28 protein-coding genes are annotated in these 24,449 nt (G+C 67.9%); 14 read left to right on the plus strand and 14 right to left on the minus strand.

The genetic code is table 11. The features are described from left to right. Window positions 1–46 precede the first annotated feature (46 nt). The 10 genes from AC07SQ_RS26185 to AC07SQ_RS26230 all read left to right on the plus strand — a co-directional run bounded on the left by AC07SQ_RS26185 (window position 47) and on the right by AC07SQ_RS26230 (window position 9,519). Window positions 47–961, plus strand: a complete 915-nt coding sequence (locus AC07SQ_RS26185) for a dihydrodipicolinate synthase family protein (protein WP_062473360.1) — start codon at window positions 47–49, stop codon at window positions 959–961. A gap of 38 nt (window positions 962–999) precedes the next feature. Next, window positions 1,000–1,617 carry a TRAP transporter small permease gene (locus AC07SQ_RS26190; protein WP_495271804.1) on the plus strand — a complete coding sequence of 206 codons (618 nt, stop codon included), beginning with the start codon at window positions 1,000–1,002 and terminating at the stop codon, window positions 1,615–1,617. Between the two features lies 1 nt (window position 1,618). Next, window positions 1,619–2,884, plus strand: a complete 1,266-nt coding sequence (locus AC07SQ_RS26195; protein ID WP_062473357.1) for a TRAP transporter large permease — start codon at window positions 1,619–1,621, stop codon at window positions 2,882–2,884. A gap of 55 nt (window positions 2,885–2,939) precedes the next feature. Then, window positions 2,940–3,938, plus strand: coding sequence for a TRAP transporter substrate-binding protein (locus tag AC07SQ_RS26200; protein WP_070062387.1), 999 nt, complete (start codon window positions 2,940–2,942; stop codon window positions 3,936–3,938). Between the two features lie 155 nt (window positions 3,939–4,093). Beyond that, window positions 4,094–5,128, plus strand: a complete 1,035-nt coding sequence (locus AC07SQ_RS26205) for an ABC transporter substrate-binding protein (RefSeq protein WP_062473355.1) — start codon at window positions 4,094–4,096, stop codon at window positions 5,126–5,128. Continuing rightward, window positions 5,128–5,991, plus strand: coding sequence for an ABC transporter ATP-binding protein (locus AC07SQ_RS26210; RefSeq protein WP_493193513.1), 864 nt, complete (start codon window positions 5,128–5,130; stop codon window positions 5,989–5,991). The genes AC07SQ_RS26205 and AC07SQ_RS26210 overlap by 1 nt, the downstream gene beginning before the upstream one ends. A gap of 10 nt (window positions 5,992–6,001) precedes the next feature. Further along, on the plus strand, window positions 6,002–6,772 hold the full coding sequence (locus AC07SQ_RS26215; RefSeq protein ID WP_139702026.1) for an ABC transporter permease: 771 nt from the start codon (window positions 6,002–6,004) through the stop codon (window positions 6,770–6,772). Window positions 6,773–6,783: 11 nt separating this feature from the next. After that, on the plus strand, window positions 6,784–7,260 hold the full coding sequence (locus AC07SQ_RS26220) for a nucleoside deaminase (protein WP_159273291.1): 477 nt from the start codon (window positions 6,784–6,786) through the stop codon (window positions 7,258–7,260). A 14-nt stretch (window positions 7,261–7,274) separates the two neighbouring features. Beyond that, window positions 7,275–8,078, plus strand: a complete 804-nt coding sequence (locus AC07SQ_RS26225) for an aminoglycoside phosphotransferase family protein (protein WP_495313011.1) — start codon at window positions 7,275–7,277, stop codon at window positions 8,076–8,078. Between the two features lie 10 nt (window positions 8,079–8,088). Next, window positions 8,089–9,519, plus strand: a complete 1,431-nt coding sequence (locus AC07SQ_RS26230) for a hypothetical protein (RefSeq protein WP_495271806.1) — start codon at window positions 8,089–8,091, stop codon at window positions 9,517–9,519. Here the strand turns inward: AC07SQ_RS26230 and AC07SQ_RS26235 are convergent. Genes AC07SQ_RS26235 through AC07SQ_RS26245 form a run of 3 tightly spaced genes read right to left on the minus strand, consistent with a single transcriptional unit; the run spans window position 9,516 to window position 11,783 of the window. Beyond that, entirely contained in the window at window positions 9,516–9,737 is a 222-nt protein-coding gene (locus AC07SQ_RS26235; protein ID WP_062473346.1) for an oxidoreductase-like domain-containing protein, read from the minus strand. The two genes, AC07SQ_RS26230 and AC07SQ_RS26235, sit on opposite strands and share 4 nt — an antisense overlap. A gap of 16 nt (window positions 9,738–9,753) precedes the next feature. After that, the gene (locus AC07SQ_RS26240; RefSeq protein WP_495271807.1) at window positions 9,754–11,106 is read right to left on the minus strand and encodes a sensor histidine kinase; all 1,353 of its coding nucleotides are present in this window, start codon (window positions 11,104–11,106) and stop codon (window positions 9,754–9,756) included. After that, a complete protein-coding gene (locus tag AC07SQ_RS26245; RefSeq protein WP_062473345.1) occupies window positions 11,103–11,783 on the minus strand; it encodes a response regulator in 681 nt (226 codons plus the stop codon). The genes AC07SQ_RS26240 and AC07SQ_RS26245 overlap by 4 nt, the downstream gene beginning before the upstream one ends. 122 nt (window positions 11,784–11,905) lie before the next feature. On the opposite strand from AC07SQ_RS26245, the gene AC07SQ_RS26250 reads away from it, so the two are divergent. Further along, window positions 11,906–12,598, plus strand: coding sequence for a phosphatase PAP2 family protein (locus AC07SQ_RS26250; RefSeq protein ID WP_495271808.1), 693 nt, complete (start codon window positions 11,906–11,908; stop codon window positions 12,596–12,598). A gap of 127 nt (window positions 12,599–12,725) precedes the next feature. Here AC07SQ_RS26250 and lpxO read toward each other — a convergent pair whose 3' ends face one another. The 3 genes from lpxO to AC07SQ_RS26265 form a co-directional block, all read right to left on the minus strand. Next, window positions 12,726–13,622 (minus strand): lipid A hydroxylase LpxO, encoded by an 897-nt coding sequence (lpxO, locus tag AC07SQ_RS26255; protein ID WP_062473341.1) that lies wholly within the window; start codon window positions 13,620–13,622, stop codon window positions 12,726–12,728. Between the two features lie 93 nt (window positions 13,623–13,715). Continuing rightward, window positions 13,716–15,146: a sensor histidine kinase gene (locus tag AC07SQ_RS26260; protein WP_062473339.1), complete on the minus strand. Its 1,431-nt coding sequence runs from the start codon at window positions 15,144–15,146 to the stop codon at window positions 13,716–13,718. Further along, on the minus strand, window positions 15,143–15,826 hold the full coding sequence (locus AC07SQ_RS26265; protein WP_062473337.1) for a response regulator: 684 nt from the start codon (window positions 15,824–15,826) through the stop codon (window positions 15,143–15,145). Before AC07SQ_RS26265 ends, AC07SQ_RS26260 begins: the two co-directional genes overlap by 4 nt. Window positions 15,827–15,992: 166 nt before the next feature. Here AC07SQ_RS26265 and AC07SQ_RS26270 point away from each other — a divergent pair, with 166 nt between their 5' ends. Then, window positions 15,993–17,129, plus strand: a complete 1,137-nt coding sequence (locus AC07SQ_RS26270; RefSeq protein WP_495271809.1) for an alpha/beta hydrolase — start codon at window positions 15,993–15,995, stop codon at window positions 17,127–17,129. 3 nt (window positions 17,130–17,132) lie between these two features. Here the strand turns inward: AC07SQ_RS26270 and AC07SQ_RS26275 are convergent, their stop codons facing one another. After that, entirely contained in the window at window positions 17,133–18,011 is an 879-nt protein-coding gene (locus tag AC07SQ_RS26275) for an NAD(P)-dependent oxidoreductase (RefSeq protein WP_307588797.1), read from the minus strand. A gap of 127 nt (window positions 18,012–18,138) precedes the next feature. Here AC07SQ_RS26275 and AC07SQ_RS26280 point away from each other — a divergent pair, with 127 nt between their 5' ends. Beyond that, complete coding sequence (locus AC07SQ_RS26280) at window positions 18,139–18,492, plus strand: winged helix-turn-helix transcriptional regulator (protein ID WP_062473331.1); 354 nt, start codon at window positions 18,139–18,141, stop codon at window positions 18,490–18,492. A 131-nt stretch (window positions 18,493–18,623) separates the two neighbouring features. Here the strand turns inward: AC07SQ_RS26280 and AC07SQ_RS26285 are convergent, their stop codons facing one another. The 3 genes from AC07SQ_RS26285 to AC07SQ_RS26295 are packed head-to-tail and all read right to left on the minus strand — an operon-like array spanning window position 18,624 to window position 20,000. After that, entirely contained in the window at window positions 18,624–19,025 is a 402-nt protein-coding gene (locus tag AC07SQ_RS26285) for an OsmC family protein (RefSeq protein WP_062473329.1), read from the minus strand. Between the two features lie 31 nt (window positions 19,026–19,056). Then, entirely contained in the window at window positions 19,057–19,536 is a 480-nt protein-coding gene (locus AC07SQ_RS26290) for a GNAT family N-acetyltransferase (RefSeq protein ID WP_495271810.1), read from the minus strand. Further along, a complete protein-coding gene (locus AC07SQ_RS26295) occupies window positions 19,533–20,000 on the minus strand; it encodes an Lrp/AsnC ligand binding domain-containing protein (protein WP_062473326.1) in 468 nt (155 codons plus the stop codon). Before AC07SQ_RS26295 ends, AC07SQ_RS26290 begins: the two co-directional genes overlap by 4 nt. Window positions 20,001–20,128: 128 nt before the next feature. On the opposite strand from AC07SQ_RS26295, the gene AC07SQ_RS26300 reads away from it, so the two are divergent. Further along, on the plus strand, window positions 20,129–21,430 hold the full coding sequence (locus AC07SQ_RS26300) for a D-amino acid dehydrogenase (protein WP_062473324.1): 1,302 nt from the start codon (window positions 20,129–20,131) through the stop codon (window positions 21,428–21,430). Between the two features lie 42 nt (window positions 21,431–21,472). Here the strand turns inward: AC07SQ_RS26300 and AC07SQ_RS26305 are convergent, their stop codons facing one another. Genes AC07SQ_RS26305 through AC07SQ_RS26320 form a run of 4 tightly spaced genes read right to left on the minus strand, consistent with a single transcriptional unit; the run spans window position 21,473 to window position 24,244 of the window. Next, entirely contained in the window at window positions 21,473–21,823 is a 351-nt protein-coding gene (locus tag AC07SQ_RS26305; RefSeq protein ID WP_495271811.1) for a hypothetical protein, read from the minus strand. A 28-nt stretch (window positions 21,824–21,851) separates the two neighbouring features. Next, window positions 21,852–22,676, minus strand: a complete 825-nt coding sequence (locus tag AC07SQ_RS26310; RefSeq protein WP_070062374.1) for a MetQ/NlpA family ABC transporter substrate-binding protein — start codon at window positions 22,674–22,676, stop codon at window positions 21,852–21,854. 43 nt (window positions 22,677–22,719) lie between these two features. Further along, window positions 22,720–23,382, minus strand: coding sequence for a methionine ABC transporter permease (locus AC07SQ_RS26315; RefSeq protein WP_492728203.1), 663 nt, complete (start codon window positions 23,380–23,382; stop codon window positions 22,720–22,722). Further along, window positions 23,375–24,244, minus strand: a complete 870-nt coding sequence (locus AC07SQ_RS26320) for a methionine ABC transporter ATP-binding protein (protein WP_495271812.1) — start codon at window positions 24,242–24,244, stop codon at window positions 23,375–23,377. Before AC07SQ_RS26320 ends, AC07SQ_RS26315 begins: the two co-directional genes overlap by 8 nt. Window positions 24,245–24,449: the final 205 nt, after the last annotated feature.

A 24,449-nucleotide genomic window follows, 5' to 3' on the forward strand; every position in this document is an offset into this window, starting at 1 on the left:
CGCTGTCCGCAGCGCCCTTTTCTTCTTTTTTTCGAGGTACACGTTCATGAGCAATCCCCGCTGGCAAGGCATCTTCCCCGCCATCACCACCAAGTTCCACGCCGACGAAAGCATCGACGCCGAGGGCACCGCCCGCCACATCGACTTCCAGATCCGCAACGGCATCCACGGCCTCGTCACCTGCGGCTCGCTGGGCGAAGCCAGCACGCTGACACTCGAAGAAAAACTGCAGGTCGCGAAGATCGCCCTGGAAGCCGCCGACGGCCGCATCCCCGTGCTGGCCAACGTCTCGGAGACCAGCACCCGCGAAGCCCTGCGCTACGTGGACGGCGCCAACAAGCTGGGCGTGGCCGGTTACATGGTCATGCCCTCGGTGATCTACGTGGCCGACGCGCGTGAAGCCATGCTCAACGTGCGCACCATCGCCAACGCAGCCCAGAAACCCATCATGGTCTACAACAACCCGGTGGCCTACCGCGTGGACCTCAAGCCCCAGCACATGGTCGAGCTGGCCGATTGCGAATGGATCGCCGCCATCAAGGAAAGCACCGACGACATCCGCCGCATCACCGACCTGCGCAACACGGTCGGCGACCGCTACCAGCTGTTCCTGGGCGTGGACGACCTGGCCTACGAAGGCCTGGCCCTGGGCTGCGACGGCCTGCTGGCCGGTGTGGGCTGCGCCTTCCCGCGCGAGACGGTGGCGCTGTACGACCTGATGAAGGCCGGCAAATTCGCCGAAGCCCTGAAGCTGTACCAGTGGATGACGCCGATGTTGCACCTGGACGTGTCGACCAAGCTGGTGCAAAACCTCAAGCTCATCGACCTGCTGGTCGGCGTGGGCACCGAGCACATGCGCCGCCCGCGCCTGCCGCTCATCGGCGAGGAGCGCGCCTTCATCGAGAAGGTCGTCGCCAAGGCGCTGGCCACGCGGCCCGCGCAGTACCAGTCGGTCATGTAATCGCCGCGCGCACGACGCACCGCAAGGCCCAGAACACCATGCAAGAAAACGCCTTGAAAGAAAGCGGCGGCCTGTCCCGCCGCGTGCTCGACGCGTCGGACTTCGTCCTGCGCTGCGAGCGCCACCTGCTCAGCAGCCTCATGGGGCTGCTCATCGTGCTGGTGCTGCTGAACGTGGTCACGCGCTACGGCGGCTTTCCGCTCTACTGGGTGGACGAGGCCTCGGTGTACTGCGTGGTCTGGCTCACCTTCATCGGTGCGTCGGCGATGACGCGGCTGCGGCTGGACTTTGCGGTGACGCTGCTCACCGACAAGCTCGGCGCCCGGGCCGTGCGCGTCGCCAAGGCCAGTGCCTCGGGCGGCGTGCTGCTGCTCGGGCTGGCCCTGCTCGCGATGTGCTGGCTGTGGATGGACCCGGCCGGCATCGTGCGCCACGGCTTCGACGCGAAGGAGTTCGCGGCCGAGAGCTTCAACTTCCTCTACACCGAGCGCACGCAGACGCTCGACTGGCCGACGTGGGTGGTGCAGCTCATCCTGCCGGTCTTCGCGCTCACCCTCAGCGTGCATGCGCTGGCCAACCTCTTCGAAGACCTCGGCCTGCAGCCCAAGCGCACGCACGACGAGTTCCATGTCGCCAACGCGGACGCCGTGAACTGAAATGCTGACCTCTGCCTTCTTCCTGCTGATCATGCTGGTCGGCGTGCCGATCGGTGCCTGCCTGTGCCTGTCGGGCATCGTCTACATCCTCAACTCGGGCGACACGGTGCTGTTCCAGTCGTTCCCGGTGCAGATGTTCGGCGGCGTCGACAGCTACAGCCTCATTGCGATTCCGCTGTTCATCCTCATCGGCGAGATCATGAACGGCGGCGGCATCACGCGCCGGCTCGTCGACCTCGCGCTGGCCTTCATCGGTTCGGTGAAGGGCGGGCTGGCCTACGTGAACATCCTGGCGAACATGCTGGTGTCGTCGATCATCGGCTCGGCCACCGCGCAGGTGGCGATCATGAGCCAGATCATGGTGCCCGAGATGGAGAAGCAGGGCTACGACAAGACCTTCGCGGCCGGCATCACGGTGTACGGCGGCATGCTCGGCCCGATCATTCCGCCCTCGGTGATGTTCGTGGTGTACAGCGTGCTCGCGCAGGTGGCGGTGGGCGACATGCTCATCGCAGGGATCATCCCCGGCGTGATCCTCACGGTGCTGTTCTTCATCGTCATCGCCGGCATGGGCGTGATCTACAACTACCCGCGCACCGAGAAGCGCACCGCCCGCCAGCGGCTGCACACGATTCTCACGGCCTGCCCGACGCTGCTCATTCCGATCGTGATCGTCGGCTCAATCCTCGGCGGCCTGGCCAACCCCACCGAATCGGCGGCGGTGGGCGCGGTGGCCGCGGTGCTGGTGGGTCGCTATGTGACCAAGGAATTCCGCTTCGCGATGATTCCGCAGATCCTGCTCAAGTCGGCGATCTACTCGGCGGTGGTGCTCTTCCTGGTGGCGGCCGCCGCGGTGTTCTCGTGGCTGCTGATCTACGGCAAGGTGCCGCAGGCCACGGCCGCATGGATACAGACGGTGGCGAAGGACCCGATCGCCTTCCTGCTTCTGGTGAACGTGATCCTGCTGGTGATCGGCACCGTGATCGACGGCATTCCCGGTCTCATCATGACCGTGCCGATCCTCTTGCCCATCGCGACCGAGATCTACGGCATCGACCCGCGCCACTTCGGCGTGGTGGTGGTGATCAACCTCGTGCTCGGGCTGATGACGCCGCCGGTGGGGCTGAGCTTCTTCGTGGCCTCGGCGGTGACCGGGGCCAAGCCCGGAAAGATGTTCATCGTCACGCTGCCCTTCTTCCTGATCTGCTGCGTGGCGCTGGTGCTGCTGTCGCTGTTCCCGAGTCTTTCGCTGGCGCTCATCAAGTAAGCGCTGAACCGATCTCTCTCTCGCTTCCCTTCACCTCACCCCACAGGAGCTTCGCATGGCCCTCTCCCGCCGCCAGTTCGTCCAGGCCGCCGCCGGCACCGCCGCCGCGTCGACCGCCCTCTTCGGCACCGTGTCGCGTGCCGCCGCCGCCAAGGAATTCCGCCTGGGCCTCATCACGCCTGCGGGCCACTCGTGGAACCGCGCCGCGGTGAGCTTCGGCGAGGCGCTGAAGAAGGCCACCGACGGCCGCCTGAGCGCCACGGTGTTCCACTCGGGCCAGCTCGGCAACGAGTCGGCCATGATGCAGCAGCTGCAGTCGGGCGCGCTCGACATGGGCTGGATTCAAGCCGCCGAGCTCGGCTCGCGCGTGGCGAGCGTGGCGGCCATCAATGCGCCCTACCTCGTGCGCTCGACCACCAACGTCGCCTCGCTGGTGCGCACGCCCGCGGCGCTCAAGCTGCTCGACGTGCTGCCGCGCGAGACCGGCACCATCGGCCTGGGCTGGGGCATCACCGGCATGCGCGTGGTGTTCGCGACCAAGGACATCGCCTCGCCCACCGACCTGAAGGGCATGAAGCTGCGCATCAACCCCACGCCGGTGTACCGCGACTTCTACCAATTGCTGGGCGCCGCGCCCACGCCCATTCCCACGCCGGGCGTGTTCGACGCGATGTCCAACGGCCAGGTCGACGGGCTCGAAGCCGACATCGAGTTCTCGTGGAACCAGCGCTTCGACCGCGTCTCGAAAACGCTGCTGCCGATGAACGCGCTGTTCATGCCCTTCGCGCCGCTGGTGTCGGGCCGCATCTGGCAGACACTCGATGCGAAGGACAAGGCGCTCATCACCGACCTCGTGAAGCAGCAGCTCGACGCGCAGATCAAGGACATCGTGACCACCGAGCTGGGCCTCATCGACAAGTTCAAGGCCAGCGGCATCGCGATCAAGAGCGCCAGCAACTACAACCCCGCGCCGGTCATCGCCGAGTTCGACAAGGTCTGGCTGCCCAAGGCGCCGCAGATTGCCGAGCTGCGCAAGATCGGCGCGACGCTCTGACGGCGGTCCACGGCCCGGATTCCCAGGCGCGGTGCACGCCGCACACGCCCTGGGCGCACCGCGCACCTCGGTGATTCACCGGAAGGGTTCGCACCAATCGCGTGCGGGCACCGTTTTTGCTTGAATGCCGAAGCATTCACCTTCACGGAACCCGCATGAACAAGCGTCAACTGATCCAGTCCTTCCTCGCCGCCTCGGCCCTCAGCTTCGGCCTGTCTTCGGCCATGGCCCAGAGCCCGACGCCGATCAAGTTCCAGCTCGACTGGCGTTTCGAAGGACCGGCCGCGCTGTTCCTGCACCCCGCGGCCAAGGGCTACTTCAAGGCCGCCGGCCTGGACGTGACCATCGACGCCGGCAACGGCTCGGGCGGCACCGTGACGCGCGTGGCCTCGGGCGCCTACGACATGGGCTTTGCCGACCTGGCGGCGCTGATGGAGTTCCACGCCAACAACCCCGACAGCCCGAACAAGCCGGTGGCCGTGATGATGGTCTACAACAACACGCCGGCCTCGGTCATGGCGCTCAAGAAGAGCGGCATCACCAAGCCGGCCGACCTTGCGGGCAAGAAGCTCGGCGCGCCGGTGTTCGACGCGGGCCGCCGCGCGTTCCCCATCTTCGCCAAGGCCAACAACATCGGCGCCGTGAACTGGACCGCCATGGACCCGACGCTGCGCGAGACCATGCTGGTGCGCGGCGACATCGACGCCATCACGGGCTTCACCTTCACCTCGCTGCTCAACCTGGAAGCGCGCGGCGCCAAGGCGGCCGACGTGGTGATCCTGCCCTACCCCGACTACGGCGTGAAGCTGTACGGCAACGTGATCATCGCCTCGCCCAAGCTGCTCAAGGACAACCCGGCGGCGGTGAAGAAGTTCCTCTCGGCCTTCGCCAAGGGCGCCAAGGAAGTCATCGCCAACCCGGCCCTGGGCATCGAGTCGGTGAAGGCGCGCGACGGCATCATCGACAGCAAGCTCGAGACGCGCCGCCTGCAGCTGGCCATCGACACCGTCATCAACAGCGCCGACGCGCGCACCGACGGCTTCGGCGCCGTCAACGCGGGCCGCATGTCGCTCATGGCGTCGCAGGTGTCCGATGCCTTCAACACCAAGACGCGCGTGAGCCCCGACGCCGTGTGGACCGCAGCCATGCTCCCGCCCGCGGCCGAGCTCAGCGGAATCCTGCGCAAGTGATGGCGGCCGGCGCAACGACACCCGACGCAGCCGCCCCCTTCGTCGATTTCCAGGACGTCTGGCTCGCCTACAACGAAGAGCTGCTGCGCGCCAACCACTTCGCGGTCGAGGCCATCGACCTGAAGGTGACGCGCGGCGAGTTCATCGCCATCGTCGGCCCCTCGGGCTGCGGCAAGTCGACCTTCATGAAGCTCACCACCGGGCTGAAGATGCCCTCGATGGGCAAGATCCGCATCGACGGCCAGCCCGTGACCGGGCCGCTGAAGATCTCGGGCATGGCCTTCCAGGCGCCCTCGCTGCTGCCGTGGCGCACCACGGTCGACAACGTGCTGCTGCCGCTGGAAATCGTCGAACCCTACCGCTCGAACTTCAAGGCCAAGCGCAAGGAATACGAAGAGCGCGCCCGCCGCCTGCTGCAGAAGGTGGGCCTGGGCGGCTACGAGGACAAGTTCCCGTGGCAGCTCTCGGGCGGCATGCAGCAGCGCGCGAGCATCTGCCGCGCACTCATCCACGAGCCCAAGATGCTGCTGCTGGACGAGCCCTTCGGCGCGCTCGACGCGTTCACGCGCGAAGAGCTGTGGTGCATCCTGCGCGACCTGTGGACCGAGCAGCAGTTCAACGTGATCCTGGTCACGCACGACCTGCGCGAGTCGGTGTTCCTAGCCGACACGGTGTACGTGATGAGCAAGAGCCCCGGGCGCTTCGTGGTCAAGCGCGAGATCGACCTGCCGCGCCCGCGCGAGCTGGAGCTGACCTACACCAAGGAGTTCACCGACATCGTGCTCGAGTTGCGCGGCCACATCGGCGCCATCCGCGGCAACGCCACCACCACCTCCTCCGCTGCGGCGGCGGCAGCGCACTGAGGAGGCGGCAATGAAAAACAGCAAACAACTCGAGCGCTGGTCGCCGTGGCTGCTGCTCGTGGCGGTGCTCCTGCTGTGGCAGGTGATCTGCGCGGGCTTCGGCGTGTCGGACTTCATCTTTCCGAGTCCGCTGCGCATCTGGGAGCAGTTCTGGGAGTTCAAGGAAATCATCGCGGGCCACGCGTGGCGCACCTTCTGGGTCACGATGGCGGGCTTCGGCCTGGCGATCGTGGTGGGCGTGCTGCTGGGCTTCGTGATCGGCAGCTCGCGCCTGGCGTATGCGGCGATCTACCCGCTCATGACGGCCTTCAACGCCCTGCCCAAGGCGGCCTTCGTGCCGATCCTGGTCGTGTGGTTCGGCATCGGCATCGGGCCGGCGATCCTCACGGCGTTTCTGATCAGCTTCTTCCCGATCATGGTGAACATCGCGACCGGCCTGGCCACGCTCGAGCCGGAGCTGGAAGACGTGCTGCGCGTGCTGGGCGCCAAGCGCTGGGACGTGCTCATCAAGATCGGCCTGCCGCGCTCCATGCCCTACTTCTTCGGCTCGCTGAAGGTGGCGATCACGCTGGCCTTCGTCGGCACCACGGTGTCGGAGATGACCGCCGCCAACGAGGGCATCGGCTACCTGCTGATCTCGGCCGGCTCGGCCATGCAGATGGGCCTGGCCTTCGCGGGCCTGATGGTGGTGGGTGCGATGGCGATGATCATGTATGAGCTGTTCAGCCTCATCGAGAAACACACCACCGGCTGGGCACACCGCGGCTCGCAGAACGCATAAATAATGGGGGCATGACCCCCGAACAGATCACCCGCGCGCTGCGTCGCGCCGACGCCGTGGCGCGACGCGCCATGGCCATGGGCCGCCACCCCTTCGGCGCCGTGCTCGTCGCACCCGACGGTGAGACCATCCTCGCCGAACAGGGCAACATCGACACGGTGCACCACGCGGAGGCCACGCTCGCGCGCCACGCCGCGCAGAACTGGCCGCCCGAGTACCTGTGGCAGTGCACGCTGGTGACCACCTTCGAGCCCTGTGCCATGTGCGCGGGCACGAGCTACTGGGCGAACATCGGGCGCATCGTGTACGGCGCGGAAGAATCCGCGCTGCTCGCGCTCACCGGCGACCACCCCGAGAACCCGACGCTGAGCCTGCCCTGCCGCGAGGTCTTCGCACGCGGACAGAAACCCGTCGAGGTGATCGGCCCCGTGCCCGAGGTGGCCGACGAGATGATCGCCACGCACCGGGGGTTCTGGGAATCGCGCTAGTGGTCCCGCTCGGCGTGTTCGCGCCTTACCTGGAACGCTGGAACCTCACGCCCGACGGCGAGGCCTTCACCTCGCTGAGCGGCACGCTGCTGCCCGTGCGCCAGCAGGGCGTGGCGGCCATGCTCAAGCTCTCGCACGAAGCCGAGGAACAGGCAGGCAGCCTGCTGATGGCCTGGTGGAACGGCGACGGCGCCGCGCCCGTGCTGGCCCATGACGGCGAAGCCCTGCTGATGGTGCGTGCGCAAGGCACGGCCTCGCTCGCGCAGATGGTTCACGGCGGCCGCGACGACGAGGCCACGCGCATCCTGTGCGCCGCCGCCGCGCGCCTGCATGCCCCGCGCGACACGCCGCCGCCCCCGACGCTGGTGCCGCTTGCGCGTTGGTTCGAATCGCTGTGGGCCGGCGCGGCCACGCACGGCGGCGTCTTCGACCACAGCGCGCGCACCGCACGCGAACTGCTGGCGGCGCCGCGCGAGGTGGTCGTGCTGCATGGCGACATTCACCACGACAACGTGCTCGACTTCGGCCCGGCCGGCTGGCTCGCCATCGACCCCAAGTGCCTGCACGGCGAGCGCGGCTTCGACCACGCGAACATCCTGTGCAACCCGGACGGCGAGAGTGCGCTGGTGCCCGGGCGCTTCGCGCGCCGCATCGAGGTCATCGCAGAGGCCACGGGCATCGAGCAGCGGCGATTGCTGCAGTGGGTGCTGGCGTGGGCGGGGCTGTCGTCGGTGTGGATGCTGGAAGATGGCGAGGCGCCTGGGAGCACGCTGGAGGTGGCGAAGCTGGCGGCTGCGGCGCTCGGGATCGCCGGCTAGATTCGGACGCATGTCTCGCCCTCACTCCTACCTCGACGTCCTTGCGCGGGTCCTGGCGCTGCCGATATCGGAAGGCCTTGCGTCTTCTGACGAGCGCTTTCATGCGACATCGGCGGGTGAAGACGCATTGATCGTCGATGTCGAGAAGCGCCGCTACCACCGCGTGCCCGATGCGCGTCCTCAGCGCTTCGATGACACGGCGCATGACGGCGTCGCGCAGGCAGCGCTGCAGCTTGAACACCGCGATGGCATCCGCACGATCGCACTGGCCGCGCAGGACGACAGCTTCTGGACGCCGCTGCCCGATCCGCGCGTGATCGGCCTGCCGCGCATCGTGCAGCGGCATGACGCGGCGTGGATGTCTCCGGCACCGCCACCGTCAGATGCTCCCCAACGGACCCGTCTCACCGACTGGCTGGGTTCGCTGGTCGCGCTGGCGGTGCTGGCCTTCTTTGCCGCCTTCGGTTTCAACGCACTGCGCTGGTCGCTGGAAGGAGGCTGGAACTTGCTGTGGCTGCTGGTGGGGCTGCCGGTGTTTCCGGTCTTCACCGTGCTGACACTGTCGACCGCCTACGGCTTTTTCCGAACTGCGGTGCCACCGCGCCAGGCCCTGAACGCGATCGATGTCCGTCGCGACGAGCGCTTTCGCATCGGCGAACCCCTGGCGTTTCGCGTGGATGCCACGGTGCCAGCATCGGTAGGCGATCAACCCGCGGAGCCGCCGCCCCGGATCTTCGCTCGCCTTGTCGTCCAGACGGTGAACGACAAGGGAGATGGCAGTTGGTCGGCGAGGGATCAGGAGTGGGCCACGGACACCGCCGACTGCACGCCATCAACGCTCGCTGGTACGGGCGAGCGCCACGTGCACTATGCCGGCACCTTGACGGCAGCGCGCCGGACGCCGCGCGAGGCGCAAGAGCGGTGGTATCTGACGCTATCCGCCAGCATGGAAATGGATACCAAGCCGTTCTACGTCACCAGCCTCGCCGCGCCTCCCTTGATCACGCCCTATCGAATAGTGCAGCAGCCGGATCGCCCGGCGCAGCTCAACGCCCTGCTGCACGGCACGGCATGGGAGCTGGTCCGCACGGCCTACAACGGAGAAGACGATAGGACGTCCTTCGAGGATTTCACACCGGAAGAGTGCCACGCGGTGTTCACAGTCGACATCGAAGCGCTGGTGGATCACGCAATGACTACCCGCTGGTACGAAGACAAGCTCAGGGCCGAGCGAACCAACGGAGACAGCTCCTACTACCTACTGAAAGAAGGCCTGAGCTACAAACTGATGTACGTCGAACGCCACTGGGCCGAAGCGCTGTTGTACGAGTCCCCCGATCTGCGCAGCGTGGTAGGACGCTACCTGGTCGCAGCCCATCTGTTTGCCGACCATCTGCCAGGTGCGGAAACGATGAGGGTGCTGCAGCCGCGCTTCTACTAGCCCAGCAGCAGCGACGCCTCATCCCGCCAATAAGCCACCGCCGCCAGCCACCCTTCCCACACGCACCCATTGCAGCCACGCCCGCAGCAGGTGGTCGGCTCCGGCGGCGGCGCGCGCATCGCCACCCCTTCGGCATCGAGCATCGCCTGCACGCGCGCGATCAGCGCTTGCGCGCCGGCGAGGTTCGTGGGTTCGGGCAGCCGGTCGATGGCGTTCATGGTGGGCGGGTCTTCTTCAGGCCTCGAGGTTCATCAGTTCGAGCCGCATCTTCGCGCCGCCCGATTCGCTCGAGCCGATGCTCAGCTGGCCGCGGTGCAGCCGCGCCACTTCGGCCACGAGGTGCAGGCCCAGCCCGGCGCCGCGCCCGCGCGGCACGAGCCGGTGGAACGGAGCCACCACGCGCTCGCGGTCGGCCTCGGGAATGCCGGGGCCCGAGTCGCGCACCTCGATGCACGAGGGCTCGCACAGCCGCACCTGGATGTCGCAGCCCGGCCCGCCGTGCTCGATGGCGTTCTGGATCAGGTTGGTGAGCGCGCGTTCCAGCGAGGGCGCATCGCCGCGCACCGTGAGCGGCTGCGGCGCATCGACCGACAGCGTGCAGCGGCTGCGGATGGCGAGCGGCGCGATGTCGGCCGCCACGCGCTCGCACAGCGGCTTCAGCTCCACCTGGTGGTCCAGCGACAGGCCGTGGTCGAGCCGCTGCAGGTCGAGCAGCTGCTCGGCCAGCGTGGCCAGCCGCGCCGAGGCCTGCATGAGCTTCATCTTCAGCGGGTCGTTGGGCAGGCCTTCGAGATGGATCTGCAGCGTGGTGATCGGCGTGCGCAGCTCGTGCGCGGCATCGGCCAGGAAGCGCTCCTGCCGGTCGTAGCCCTCGTTGAGCCGGTCGAAGGCGCGGTTGACCGCGTTGACCAGCGGACGGATCTCGCTGGCCACGTTGGCCAGCGGCAGGCGGGTGGTGCGCTCGTGCACGTCGATGCCCTCGGCATGCTCCGCCGTGGCCACCACGCCCTTCAGGCCGCGCTTCACGACGAACGGCGTCGCCAGGATCACGCCCAGGCAGGTGACGAGCGCCATCGGCGCCACCAGGAACAGGAAGGCGATGCCGGTGCCCTTGAGCGTGTTCTCCACCGTGAGCGGGCCGCCGGTCTGCGCCATCACGGCCACCGGGCCGGCGCGCGATTCGATGCGCTCGAAGCGGGCCTTGGGGCGGGTGCCGTCGCTCTCGGGGTCGATGGCCACGCGCTCGGTGTCGTCGAGCGCATCGAGCAGCCGCAGGTAGGCGGGCGGCACCTCGCCGTGGCGCAGCTGCACGCCGTTCGGGTCGCGCACGATGAACCAGAACTGCGGGTCGGCCTTCTGCAGCCGCCGCAGCGCGCTCGTGGGCTCGACCACCAGCTGGCCATCGGCGCCGCGCATCAAGGCGCGCTGGATGGAGGCCACCGTCTCGTGGCCGGTCTCGTCGACCACGCGGCCCAACGCCCACGCCAAGCCGAGGAAGCCACCCATCACCAGCAGGCCGACCACCACCTGCAACAGGATCAGGCTCCAGATCAGCCGCCAGCGCAGCGAAAGCAAGCTAAGGCTCATGCCGACTGCGGCGCGCACATCAGGTAACCCACCCCACGGATCGCATGGATCTCGACCTGCGCGCCCGCCTTGTCGAGCTTCGAGCGCAGGCGCGAGACGTGCGTGTCGAGCGCGTTCGACTGGATGTCGTCCTTGTGGCCGTACACGCGGTCTTGCAGCGCCTCGCGCAGCACGGTGCGGCCGCGGTGCTCGAGCAGCGTCTCCAGCACCAACAGCTCGCGCCGCGGCAGCGTGAGGCAGGCCTCGCCCACGTGGGCCTGGCGCGTGTGGTGGTCGAAGCGCAGCTGCCCCAGCGTCATGATGAAGTTGGCGCGCACCGCGGGGCGGCGTGCCAGTGCGCGCACGCGGGCCAGCAGCTCGTCCATCGAGAAGGGCTTGGCCAGGTAGTCGTCGGCACCGCCGTCCAGGCTCAGCACGCGCTCGGCCACGTCGGTCATGGCGGTGAGCACGAGCACGGCGCAGGCGATGTGGTTCTGCGCGAGGAACGCGACGAGCGAGAGGCCGTCGCCGTCGGGCAGGCCGCGGTCGAGCACGACCACGTCGTAGGGCGCGCCGAGCGCGGCCTCCTCGGCCGCGCGCAGCGAGCTCGCCACATCGACCACCGCCTGGTTCTGGCGCAGCGCCGACGCGAGCGCCTGCGCCAGGTCGGCTTCGTCTTCGACAAGCAGGATTCTCATGGGGGGGGATGGGGAGAGACCGGACAGGCGGGTGATTCTAGAGAGCCCCACATGAGGTAACGCAATGTTCACGCAATGCATGCGCCTACGCTGTGGCGCTTCCCTCTCCTGAAAGCGCACCGGTGACGCTGCCCTCCCGCCCGAACCCCGCCGCCCTCCCCGTCACGCCCTGGCACCTGGCGCTGGGGCAGCGCTTCGCCACGCTGTGGGTCGTGAAGATGATCGGCACCACGCTCGGCATCTCGGGCTTCTTCGTCCTGTACTTCTGGGTGATGCACCACCCGCCCTCGGCGCCGACGGTGATGCCGCTCACCGCCATCGACCACTGGGTGGACGTGAGCGACGACGCGATGCTGCTGTACAGCTCGCTGTGGTTCTACATCTCGCTCGCGCCGGCCTTCACGAAAAACAAGGCCGAGCTGTGGGCCTGCGCGCGCGGGGCCGCACTCATGGCGGCCATCGGCCTGGCGGTGTTCTGGTGCTTTCCGACGGTGGTGCCGAGCTTTGCGATCGACTGGTCGCAGTACCCGGCGCTGCAGTTCCTCAAGAGCGCCGATGCGGGCGGCAATGCCTTCCCGTCGCTGCATGTGGCCTTCGCCGTGTTCGCGGCCGTGTGGCTCGGCCGCCAGCTGCGCAGCGTGCAGGCGCCCGCGTGGACGCAATGGGTGAACGTGCTGTGGGCCGCAGGGATCGTCTATTCGACGCTGGCCACACGCCAGCACGTGCTGCTCGACGTGCTCGGCGGTGTGCTGCTGGCGGGCCTGGTGTGCTGGCGGCGCGCGCCGCGTGCCCGTTTGATACTGGCTGAGGCCTGAGCAGCGCTGTCAGGCTGGATCCTTCAAGAACCACCGCGGAACCGGCTTTGCCGGGCCGCTGGTGGTGCCCCCGGTAGGGGGTTGGCGCAGCGACACGAAGTGCGCGCAGCCTGGGGGCGAGCCTAGTTCACCAGAAGATCCAAAGCGCCAGGCCGCCGAAGATCGTCCACTTGACCAGGTAGTACGCGCGCTTGTCCCAGGCCTTCAGGCGCTTGCCGACCACGCGGATCTGGTAGATGTACTTGAAGGCGCGGTTCAGGCCGCCCGTCTTGTCGCCCGCGTCGTTGGGCGAAGCAGCGGCGGCCAGCAGGTTCTTCGCGAACCAGCGGTTCACGGCGCTGGCCCAGCGGTACTTCAGCGGACGCTCGATGTCGCAGAACAGGATCACGCGGTCGTGGTCGGTGGTGTTCTCGGCGTAGTGGATGTAGGTCTCGTCGAACACCACGGCCTCGCCGTCGCGCCAGTGGTAGCGCTGGCCGTCGACGTCGATGTAGCAGCCTTCGACACCCGGCGTCCACAGGCCCAGGTGATAACGCAGCGAACCCGCGAACGGGTCGCGGTGGCGCACGAGGCGGCTGCCCGGGGGCAGCTCGGCGAACATCGCGGCCTTGATGGTGCCGATGCCTTTGAGCAGCTCGGTGGTGCGCGGGCACAGCACGGCGGCCGAAGGATGCGCCTCGTCGTACCACTTCAGGTAGAAGCGCTTCCAGCCGCTCTTGAAGAAGGAGTTGAAGCCCACGTCGTTGAACTGGCTCGAGGCCTTGATGCTGCCGCCGTTGCGCATGGCCAGCGCCTCTTCGCGGATCACTTCCCAGTTTTCCTCGAGGATGCGCATCTCGGGGAACTGCGCGGGCGACAGGTACGGCGTACCGGGCACCTTCGAAAAAAGGTACATGAAGACGTTCAGCGGCGCCAGGAAGGTCGAGTGATCAGAGAGCTGTCTGAAGAACTTGTGCCGGACCTGGCCACGGAAGTGAACGTAGAGTGCGCTGAGCACGAAGATGGCAAGAATGACCCACTTCATTGGTGAAAGTGTCCTGTAGACGAGCGCCGGGGGAGCCGGCTAGTGTAAATCCTTGCCCCGGAACAGGCCCGGCCGGGGCCTTTTCCCCCGGGCTCAGGCGCCGACGAGCAAAGGCTGCGGCACGTCGGCCTGCGCCAGCGGCAGCCGCACCGTGGCCAGCAGGCCGCCACCCGCGGCCTCGCCCAGCACCGCGTCGCCGCCGTGCCGGTCGACCACCGACTTGACGATCGCCAGGCCCAGCCCGCTGCCGCTTTGCGTCTGGTCGGGGTTGCGGAAGAAGCGGTCGAACACGCGCTCGCGCAGCGCGGGCGGAATGCCCGGGCCCGTGTCGGCCACGGTCAGCAGCGCCCGCGCGCCCTCGCGCGCCACGTGCACCGTCACGGTGGCGCCGCAGGGGCTGTACTTGATCGCGTTGTCGATCAGGTTGTCGATCATCGAGACCAGGCTTTCGCGCTCGCCGAGCACCGGCACGGCGTCGTCGCACACCAGTTCGAGCTCCACGCCGCGCGCACGCGCCAGGCCCTCGATCATGGCCAGCCGGTCCTGCACCAGCCCGTCGAGCGACAGCATCACCGGCAGCGCGTTGGTGGCGACGGCGTCGCTGCGCATGAGCTGCAGCAGCTGCCCCACCAGCCGGGCCGCGCGGTCGTTGCTGCGCAGCAGGTTGGCCATGAGTTCGCGCTGGCCCTCGTCGCTGCTCTGCTCCTTCAGCGCCTCGACGTTCACGCGCATGGCCGCCAGCGGCGTGCGCAACTCGTGCGCCGCGTCGGCGATCAGGCTGCGCTCGCGTGTGGTGCTGTCGCGCACCCGCAGCAGCAGGCTGTTGATGCTCTGCACCATCGGCTTGAGCTCCTTGTGCGGCGGCGTGTACGACAGCGGCGTCAGGTCGTCGGGGCCGCGCTCGGCGGTCTCGCGGCTCACCTGGCGCCACGGACGCAGCGCCAGCCGCACCGACAGCCAGGCGGGAAAGACCAGGAACGGCAGGCTGATCACCAGCGGCAGCAGGTAGTAGCCGCGCGACAGCACGGTGACGGCCAGCCGCCACACGCTGGGCTCGGCCAGCACCACGCGGGTGTCGGCGATGGGCGAGGCCATCGTGCGCGCGCGCCACTCGCGGCCGCCCGCGACCACGGTCTCGTTGCGGTCGGGCACCGAGTTCAGCAGCACGGGCACACCGGCGCGCGAGTTGTAGATCAGCTTGCCGCGCTGCCACACCTGCATGACCGCCAGGGCTTCGTTGGTTTCGTCGCCGTCGCTGAGCGCCTCGATGAGCGCAGCGTCGAAGGCCTCGAGCGCCTCTCGTTGCCGCTCGGGTTGGTCCTCGAGCTTCTGCGCGATGGAGATCGCCGCCTTGAAGATGCTGGTGAACCGGAGCAGCCCCGGGTCCTTGTACGAGTCGTACAGCAGCAGCCCCACGGCCGAGGTCCACAGCAGCGCGACCACGGCCATCTGCGCCACCAGCAGGCGGCGCATCAGGGACGGCTGGTTCCAGTTCTTCCAGCCGCGCGCCAGCTGGCGCATCATTTCGACGGGCTCCGCACCAGCGACTGGGTGTCGATCACATAGCCGATGCCGCGCACCGTGCGGATGTAGCCCTGCCCGATCTTCTTGCGCAGGTTGGAGATGTGCACCTCGAGCGAGTTGCTGCCGTTGGCCTGGCCGCCGGGCAGCACCTGCTCTTCCATCACGCGGCGCGTGACCACGCGGCCGGTGCGCTTGAGCAGCAACGCGAGCAGGTCGAACTCGCAGCGCGACAGCTCGACCGGCTCGCCGTCGACGATCACGCCGCGCGTGGGTTCGTGCAGCGCCAGGCCGCGCATGCGGATGGTCTCGTCGTTGAAGCCGTAGCTGCGCCGGGCCAGGGCCCGCACGCGCGACAGCAGCTCGGCCAGCGCGAAGGGCTTCACGAGGTAGTCGTCGGCGCCGTCGTCCAGGCTGCGCAGGCGGTCGTTGAGCGCGTCGCGCGCGCTCAGCACCAGCACCGGCAGGATCTGGCGGGTGCGGCGCAGGCGCAGCAGCAGGTCGAGCCCGTCGCCGTCGGGCAGGCCCAGGTCGAGCAGCACCATGTCGAAGGCGCCGTTGTCGAGGGTGCGCAAGGCGTCGTCGAGCCGGCGGACCCACACCACGTCCAGGCCCTGGTTGGCGAGCGCAATGCGCACGCCGTTGCCAAGATCAAGATCGTCCTCAACAAGCAAAAGATTCATGGGAAGGATTCCAAGCGAACAAGCCCGGTTCCGGGAAGTGGCCGAAGTATCTGCCACACCCCGTCGCCCTGCTTCAGGAAGCCTTCATGAAGGCTGCAGGGCTTCTTCAGGCGGCGTGCCCACACTGCAAGGCTCCTGTTTTCTTCTTCCTGCCTGGAGCCCCGACGTGCCTCGCCCCTCACCTTCCACGGTTCGCCCGCACTGGGCGAACCCGCTTCATTTCCAGCGCCGCGACCTGCTGCGCGCCGTGCTCCTGGGCAGCGCGGCCGGGCTGGCCGCTTGCGGCGGCGGAGGTGGTGGCGGTGGCAACACCGGCCCCATCGGCAACGACCTTCCCGTGGCGGCCACCGACCGCCGCGTGAAAGTGTCGACCACGCCCGACGTCTCGCTGCAGGTGCGCGACTGGCAGCGCAGCGACGACGGCGGTCCCGTGCTCGTGCTGCTCGCCGGCCTGGGCGGCAACGCGCGCTGCTTCGACAGCCTGGCGCCCGCGCTGCTCGCGGCCGGCGCCGCCTCGCGCGTGCTCGCCGTGAGCCGGCGCGGCTACGGCCTGTCGGACAAGCCGCTGCCGGTGAAGAGCGCCACGCAGCACTACGAGGTCGACACGCTGGTCGACGACCTGGCCGCACTGTGCGATGCGCTCGGCCTCACGCGCGTGGTGCTCGGCGGCCACTCGATCGCGGGCAACGAACTCACGCGCTTCGCGGGTCGCTTTCCCGAGCGGGTGCGCGGCCTGGTGTACCTCGATACCACCTTCGACTACACGAAGGACGCCGACACCGGCGGCGAAGATCCGCCGCTGAACCGCCGGCTCGACGAGCCCGCGCCCACGCCCGAGGACGGCCGCTCGATGAAGGCGGCCATTGCGTACCTGCGACGCAAGTCCAAGAACTGGTGGCCCGCGCTCGAGGCCAACCTGCGCGACGCGCTCGACGAGTTGGCCGACGGCAGCGTGCGCCCCAACACGCCCGACGCCGTGGAAACCGCGATGGACACCGCGGCCCACCGCTTCTCGCCCGACTACCGGCCGGTGCGCGCGCCGGCGCTGGTGGTGAGCGCGCTGCCGTTCGACCAGCGCGACCTGTTCCCCTGGCTCGAACGGCCGCTCGATGCGCAGACCGGCCGGGACGCCGCCGACTTCCTGCGCATCTTCCGCCGCGTGCGCCGCGCCGACGCCGACCGCCTCGCGGCCGCGCTGCAGACCTCGCACCGGCTCACGCTGGACCACTGCAACCACACCGACTTCTTCATGGAGCGCGAGGCCGAGGTGGTGCGCGCCATCCAGTCGATGCGCTGGGCCTGATCCTTACTTGCGCAGCAGCTTGATCAGCGCCGCCAGTTCCTCGCCGCCGAGCCCCGCCGCATCGGCGCGCTGGAACAGGCCCGCGGCAAAGGCCGGGAACTCGGTGTTGATGCCCGCCTCCTGCGCGGTCTGCAGGATGCGCTGCGTGGCCTCGACCGAAATGCGCATCGGGCTCTGCGTGATCGCGAAGTCGCCCGACTGGATCACCGCGCCCTCGTGCTGGAGAAAGCCCGCGAAGGTCGGCATGATGCCGGCCACGATGCGGCCGTACTCGGCCACGTCGAAACCTTCGTGCTCGGCGATGCGCGCGCCGTGCAGGAAGCCGAGCATCGTGCCGTAGATGCTGGACAGCGTGGCCAGGTCCATGGCCGCGGCCGCACTGGCCTTCTCGCCGAGGTAGACGATGCCGCCGGCCAGCACCTTCAGCAAGGGTTCGGCCTCGGCGAACACGGCCTGCGCACCCGACACCAGCAGCGGCGTGTCGGGTCGGCCCATCTGGTCCGGCGCGGCCTGGATCGCGCCTTCGAGGTACGCGGCGCCGTGGCGGTGCGCCCAGGCTTCAGCCTCGCGCGCGTCCTTCGGGCTGCCGGTGGTGAGCTGCGCGAGCAGGCGGCCGTCCATGGCGGCGGCCACGCCGTCCATCGCGAAGATCGCGTCGGCGGCGCGGTAGTCGTACACGCACATCACGGCCATGCGGCTCGCGCGCAAGGCCTCAGCCGCGCTGCGCGCCAGCACGGCGCCGCGGGCGACCAACGCGTCGGCCTTGTCGGCCGTGCGGTTCCACAGCGTGACCTTGTAGCCCTGGTCGAGAAAGAGCCGCGCGATGACGACGCCCATGGCGCCCAGGCCCAGAACCGAAACTTCCTTGTTGGTGTTGCTCATGGCAATCCGATGCAGTGGTGGTTGATGACGCCTGCATGGTAGAAATTGCACTTCCATATGGTCAAGTACCTACGATAAAGTAAGGTACTTACCAAATGGGAAGTATTGGAATCGCAAGGAGAAAGAGATGGCAGCGAAGAAGCCCTACAACTGCGGCATCGGCCCCGCGTTCGAGGTCATCGGCGGCAAGTGGAAAGCCGTCATCCTGTGGGAGCTGCACCTGCAGCCCTACCGCTTCGGCGAGCTGAAGCGGCTGCTGCCCGAGGTCAGCGAGAAGATGCTGATCCAGCAGCTGCGCGAGATGGAAACCGACGGCCTCGTGCACCGCGAGGTGTTCCACGAAGTGCCGCCGCGCGTCGAGTATTCCGAGACCTCGCTGGGCGCCACGCTCAATGCGGCGCTGGGGCCGCTGGCCGATTGGGGCGACCGCTATGCCAAGCGCGTGGCGGCGGCGCGCAAGCAGGCCGAAGCGGCGAAGTAAGACCGGCGCCTCTGAAGGCGCGAAGAAACCGTAGCGAGCGCCCCGAGGTCGCGTCGAGGACCGGAACCGTACTCCCGTACGGTGAGGACCGCAGATGCGAGATCGGGACGCGCAGTAGGTTTATTGCGCCTTCAGTCGGCCCAGCCGGTTTCGATTTCTGTTTTCACTTCGGTCATGAGCTTGTGCACCGGGCACTTGCCCGCCACGCGCAGCAGCTCGTCGCGCTGCGCCTCGGTCAGCTCACCCGTCAGGCGCAGGCCCGATTTCAGGCGGTAGATGCCCTTGCGTTCCTCGCTGTCGTCGCGGTCGACCACGACCTCGATGTCTTCCACCGGAATGCCCTTGCGGCGCGCATAGAGCAGCACCGTGAGCGCCTTGCAGGCCGCCAGCGACGCGTCGTACAGGTCGTGCGGCTCGGCACCGCCGTCGCTGCCGCCGCCCGCGGGCGAGGCATCGACGGGGATCTCGTGGTTGCGGATCTTGAGGATGTGGCGCGTGCCGGTGGTGCCGTCGCGGCGGATCGAGAGGGTCATGCCGATGTCCTTGAAGGGGTGGAAAGAATGCTCAGGCCAAGTCTTTCACATACAGGATGGTCGTGAATCCGCTGTGCCATTCGAGGTCGGGGTAGCGGCCGGCCTCTCGGTAGCCGAGCGCAAGGTACAGGCCCTGGCTCTGCGTGTTGAAGGTGTCGGTCTCGAGCCGCGCCTGCGCCACGCCGTCGGCGCGCATGCCGGCTTCGGCAAAGGCCATGAGCGCACGGGCGATGCCCTTGCGCTGGTGCGCGGCGGGCACGTGCAGGGCCTGCACGAAGTCGTGTTCCCAGTGCACCATGCCGACCACCTCGCCATCGAGCTCCGCCACGAAGAAGGCCGGGCCGCTCTCGTCGATGTAGCCCACAGGCTCGCCGCTGTCGGCATAGGCCTTGGCGGCCTCGGGCGTGAGCTGCGGCAGCCAGGTGCTCGCGAAGGTGTCGTCGAGGATGGCCTTCACGGCGTCGAAGTCGGCCAGGCGCCAAGGCCGGATGACGATAGCGCCGGCGCTCACCGGTCCACCGCCAGCATCAGCGTTTCCTTGATCTCTTCCATCACCACGTAGCTGTGCGACTCGGCCGCCACCGGCAGCTTCTTGAGGATGTCGCCCAGCAGGTGCCGGTACTCGCTCATGCCGCTCAGGCGCGCCTTCACGAGGTAGTCGAAGCTGCCCGACACCAGGTGGCATTCGAGCACCTCGGGCATGTGCAGCAGCTCCTGCTTCACCTTGTCGAACACGTCGCCCGACTTGGCCGAGAGCTTGATCTCCACGAACACCAGCAGCGTCTTGCCCAGCGCCTCGGGCGACACGTGCGCGTGGTAGCCGGTGATGACGCCGTCGCGCTCCATGCGCTTGACGCGCTCGGCGCAGGGCGAGGCCGACAGGCCGATGCGCTCGGCCAGTTCGGTCATGGAAATGCGGCCCTGGCGCTGCAGCAGGTCGAGGATCTTGCGGTCGATTCGGTCGAGTTCGGGCATTTCACTCCGCGCGGGGCCTTGGACGGTTTTCGGCAGCGATTTTCACGGCCAAAGCCCTAAAAACAATGGAATCCACTGCATTGTGCACTTTAGATTCACATCATTCCATTCAGATCAGCGGATACACCATGAAAGTCATCGTTCTCGGCGGCGGCGTGATCGGCACCACCACGGCGTACTACCTCGCGCGCTCCGGCGCCGAAGTCACCTTGCTCGACCGGCAGGCCGGCCCGGCCGAGGAAACGAGCTTCGGCAACGCCGGCCAGGTGTCGCCCGGCTACTCGACGCCGTGGGCCGCGCCCGGCATTCCGCTGAAGGCGATCAAGTGGATGTTCCAGAAGCACGCGCCGCTGTCGATCCGACCCGACGGCACGCTGTTCCAGCTGCGCTGGATGGCCGCCATGCTGCGCAACTGCTCGCCCGAACGCTACGCGGTCAACAAGGAACGCATGATGCGCGTGGCCGAATACAGCCGCGGCTGCCTGCAGCAGCTGCGCGCCGACACCGGCCTGCAGTACGAGCACCGCACCGGCGGCACGCTGCAACTCTTTCGCACGCAGGCGCAGCTCGACGCGGTGCAGCGCGACATCGCCGTGCTCGAGGAATGCGGCGTGCCCTATGAACTGCTCGACCGCGACGCCCTGGCGCGCGTCGAACCCGGCCTGGCCGGCGCGCGCGACCGCCTCACGGGCGGCCTGCGCCTGCCCAACGACGAAACCGGCGACTGCCACCTGTTCACGCGCGGCCTCGCCGAGATCGCGCACGGCCTGGGCGTGGACTTCCGCTTCGGCCAGACCATCGACGGCCTGGAGACCGACGGCGGCCGCATCACCGGCGTGCGCACGCGTGCCGGCAAGATCCTCACGGCCGACCGCTACGTGATGGCCTTCGGCAGCTACTCGCGCGCCGCCATCGCCTCGCTGGGCCTGGACATTCCGGTGTACCCGGTCAAGGGCTACTCGCTCACCGTGCCGCTGCTCGACGAATCGCTCGCGCCGCAATCGACCGTGCTCGACGAAACCTACAAGGTCGCCGTCACGCGCTTCGACAACCGCATCCGCGTGGGCGGCATGGCCGAGCTCGGCGGCTTCGACCTGCGCCTGAACCCGGCGCGCCGCGCCACGCTCGAGAAGGTGGTGAGCGACCTGTTCCCAGGCGGCGACCTGCCCAACGCCAGCTTCTGGACCGGCCTGCGCCCGATGACGCCCGACAGCACGCCCATCGTCGGCGCCACGCGCTACCCCAACCTGTTCCTGAACACGGGCCACGGCACGCTGGGCTGGACCATGGCCTGCGGCTCGGGCAAGCTGATCTCGGACCTGGTCACGGGCCAGCGGCCGGAGATCCGCACGGACGGGTTGGCGATGGACCGCTACACGCAAGGGCCGTCGCGTTCGGCGCGCCCGAGCCCGACGACGGCGCCGGCCTGAGCGACGCCGGGGATGCGACGGGCCGCGCAGGCCTGCGCTGACCTACTCGTCGCTCGCGTCGTTGCCCGTCATCGCGAGCACTTCTTCGACAAAGGCCTCGAAGCGCGGCAACGCGGCAGGCAGCCCTTCGAGCGAATCCGCCTCGCCCGCATCGAAGAAATGCGGCGCATCGGCGGGCATGGCGACCCATTCCCCGCCTTCGACCAGCAACCCCAGATACCCCTCCGCCGTCGGCAGATAGAACAGCCCCGCGCTGTCGAGCGTGCGCTGGCCTTCGGCCTCGCCGCGCCCCCAGCGCACGCCGTGGCGCGCGAGGTGGTCGCTGATCCAGCCGTCGCACACATGCGTGTCGCGCCAGTTGGCCTGGCCATCGAATACGGCGAGCACGGGCATGGGGCGTCCTTCGCTGAAGCGTGGTGGGTTACTGCAGGAAGCTGGGCTTGGCGTAGCCCTGGAACTTGCTGTCGACCACCGTCTTGAATTCCTTCGAGCGGTAGGCGTCGGCGATGTCCTTGGCCCAGGCGGCGTTCTTGTCGGCGCTCTTCACGGCGACCACATTCAGGTAGTAGTCGGGCGTCTTCTCGAGCACCACGGCCTCGGTGAGCTTCAGGCCCGACGAGATCGCGAAGTTGCCGTTGACGATGGCGTACTCGGTGTCACCCAGCGAACGCGGCAGCTGCGCGGCCTCGAGCGGAATGAACTTGAGCTTCTTCGGGTTCTCGGCCACGTCCTTCTCGGACGCGCGCAGCGGATCGATGCCGGCCTTGATCGTGACCAGCTTGTTCTGCTCCAGCAGCACCAGCGCGCGCGCCAGGTTGCTCGGGTCGTTCGGCAGCGTCACGCGGTCGCCTTCCTTCACGTCGGCCAGCGTCTTGCGCTTGGTCGAGTACACGCCCATGGGCGCGATCGGGCCCTGCACCAGCTCGGCGAGGTCCAGCTTCTGGTCGGCCGAGAACTTCTGCAGGTAGACCCGATGCTGGAAGAAATTGGCGTCGAGCGAGCCCTGGGCCAGCGCGAGGTTGGGCTGCACGTAGTCGTTGAACTCGACCAGCTTCACCTTGTAGCCCTTCTTCTCGAGGATCGGAATGATGCCGGCCTTGAGCTGGTCGGCGTTGGAGCCGGCGGTGCCGCCAATCACGAGGTTCTTCTTGGCGTCCTGCGCCTGCGCCGACAGCGAGAGGCCGCCGAGCGACAGCGCGACGAGGGAAACGGCGAGGACGGAACGGCGCAGCAGTGCGGTTTTCATGGAATGAACTGAAAGATGAGAGAAGAAAAAGAAGAAAGGGACATCAACGCTTGTCGAGCCGGCGCGCCGTGGTGTTGCCCACGAACTGCAGGATCTGCACCAGCACCACGAGCAGCGCCACGGTGAGCACCATCACGTCGGTCTGGAAGCGGTAGTAGCCGTAGCGGATGGCCAGGTCGCCGATGCCGCCGCCGCCCACCACGCCGGCAATGGCCGAGTACGACAGGAAGCTCACGGCCAGCACGGTGAGCGCAAGCACCAGGCCCGAGCGCGCCTCGACCACCAGCACGCGCCAGACGATCTGCAGCTCCGAAGCGCCCATGGCATGCGCCGCTTCGATCACGCCGCGCGGCACTTCGCGCAGGCACTGATCGACCAGCCGCGCAAAGTAAGGAATGGCCGCGAACGACAGCGGCACCGCGGCCGCCAGCGGGCCGATGGAGGTGCCCGCGATGATCCGCGTGAACGGCACCAGCGCCACCAGCAGGATGATGAACGGGAAGGAACGCACCGTGTTCACGATCCAGTTGAGGACGTGGAACGCCGGCTTGTTCTCGAGCGACTGGCCCGGCCCCAGCAGGAACAGCAGGATGCCCAGCGGCCCACCGATGAGCACCGCCGCCGACAGGCCGATGGCCAGCATCAGGAAGGTCTGGCCCGTGGCCGTCCACAGTTCGGGAAGGATGGGGGTGATGTTCTCAAACATAGGCCAGCTCCTGCGCGTTGCGCTGTGCGGTCGCCACGCGCGGCGCCACGGGTTCGCGCGCCTCGCGTTCGCGGCGGCGCACCAGTTCGTCGATCTCGCGGCCCAGCGCGGTCTTGCGTTCCTCGCTCGGCGCATCGACGGCGAACTGCTCGATGAGGCAGCCCTTTTCGAGGATGGCCACGTTGCGGCACAGCACCTCGACCACCGAGAGCTCGTGCGTGACGATCACGATGGTCACGCCGATCTTCTGGTTGATGTCGCGCAGCGTTTCGAGCAGCGCGCGGGTGGTTTCGGTGTCGAGCGCCGAGGTGGGCTCGTCGCACAGCAGCACCTGTGGGCGCGGTGCCAGCGCGCGCGCAATGGCCACGCGCTGCTTCTGGCCGCCCGAGAGCTGGGCCGGGTAGGTGTCGATCTTCTCGGCCAGGCCGACGAGGTCGAGGCACTCGCGCACCCGCTCGTTGATCTCGGCCTTGGAGTGGCGGCCGTGGATCTTCAAGGGGAAGGCCACGTTGTCGAACACCGTGGCGTTCTGCAGCAGGTTGAACTGCTGGAAGATCATGCCGATGTTCTGGCGCGTATCGCGCAGCTCGCGGCGCGACAGCGTCGTGAGGTCGCGCCCGCCGACGAACACCCGGCCCGCGTCGGGCCGCTCCAGCAGGTTGATGAGGCGCAGCAAGGTCGACTTGCCGGCGCCGCTCTTGCCGATGAGGCCGAACACGTCGCCCTGCTGGATCTCGAGCGAGAGCGATTGCACGGCATCGAACACCTCGCCGCTGGGCAAGGCAAACGACTTCTGCACCGATTGAAGACGGATGACCGGCGCCGCGTTGCCGCGTGCCGCATCAGGCGAAGGGAAGGTCATGAAAGAAGGCGCGGGCCGCAAGGGCGCGATCGCGCAGGTTCGCAAAAAGGTGCCGAGTATGAAAAGAAACGAGCCGAAAGGGAACGAACAAATCGGCTCGTGCTTATATGAAAAATCAGATAAGAAAGACTACATGAGGCGAGTGGACGCCATATCGATATGAGGATTGGTTCGTTCCCGATCCGCGGCGGCAATGCCACATTCG

The sequence above is a fragment of the Variovorax sp. GW821-FHT06D12 genome (genome assembly GCF_059419205.1).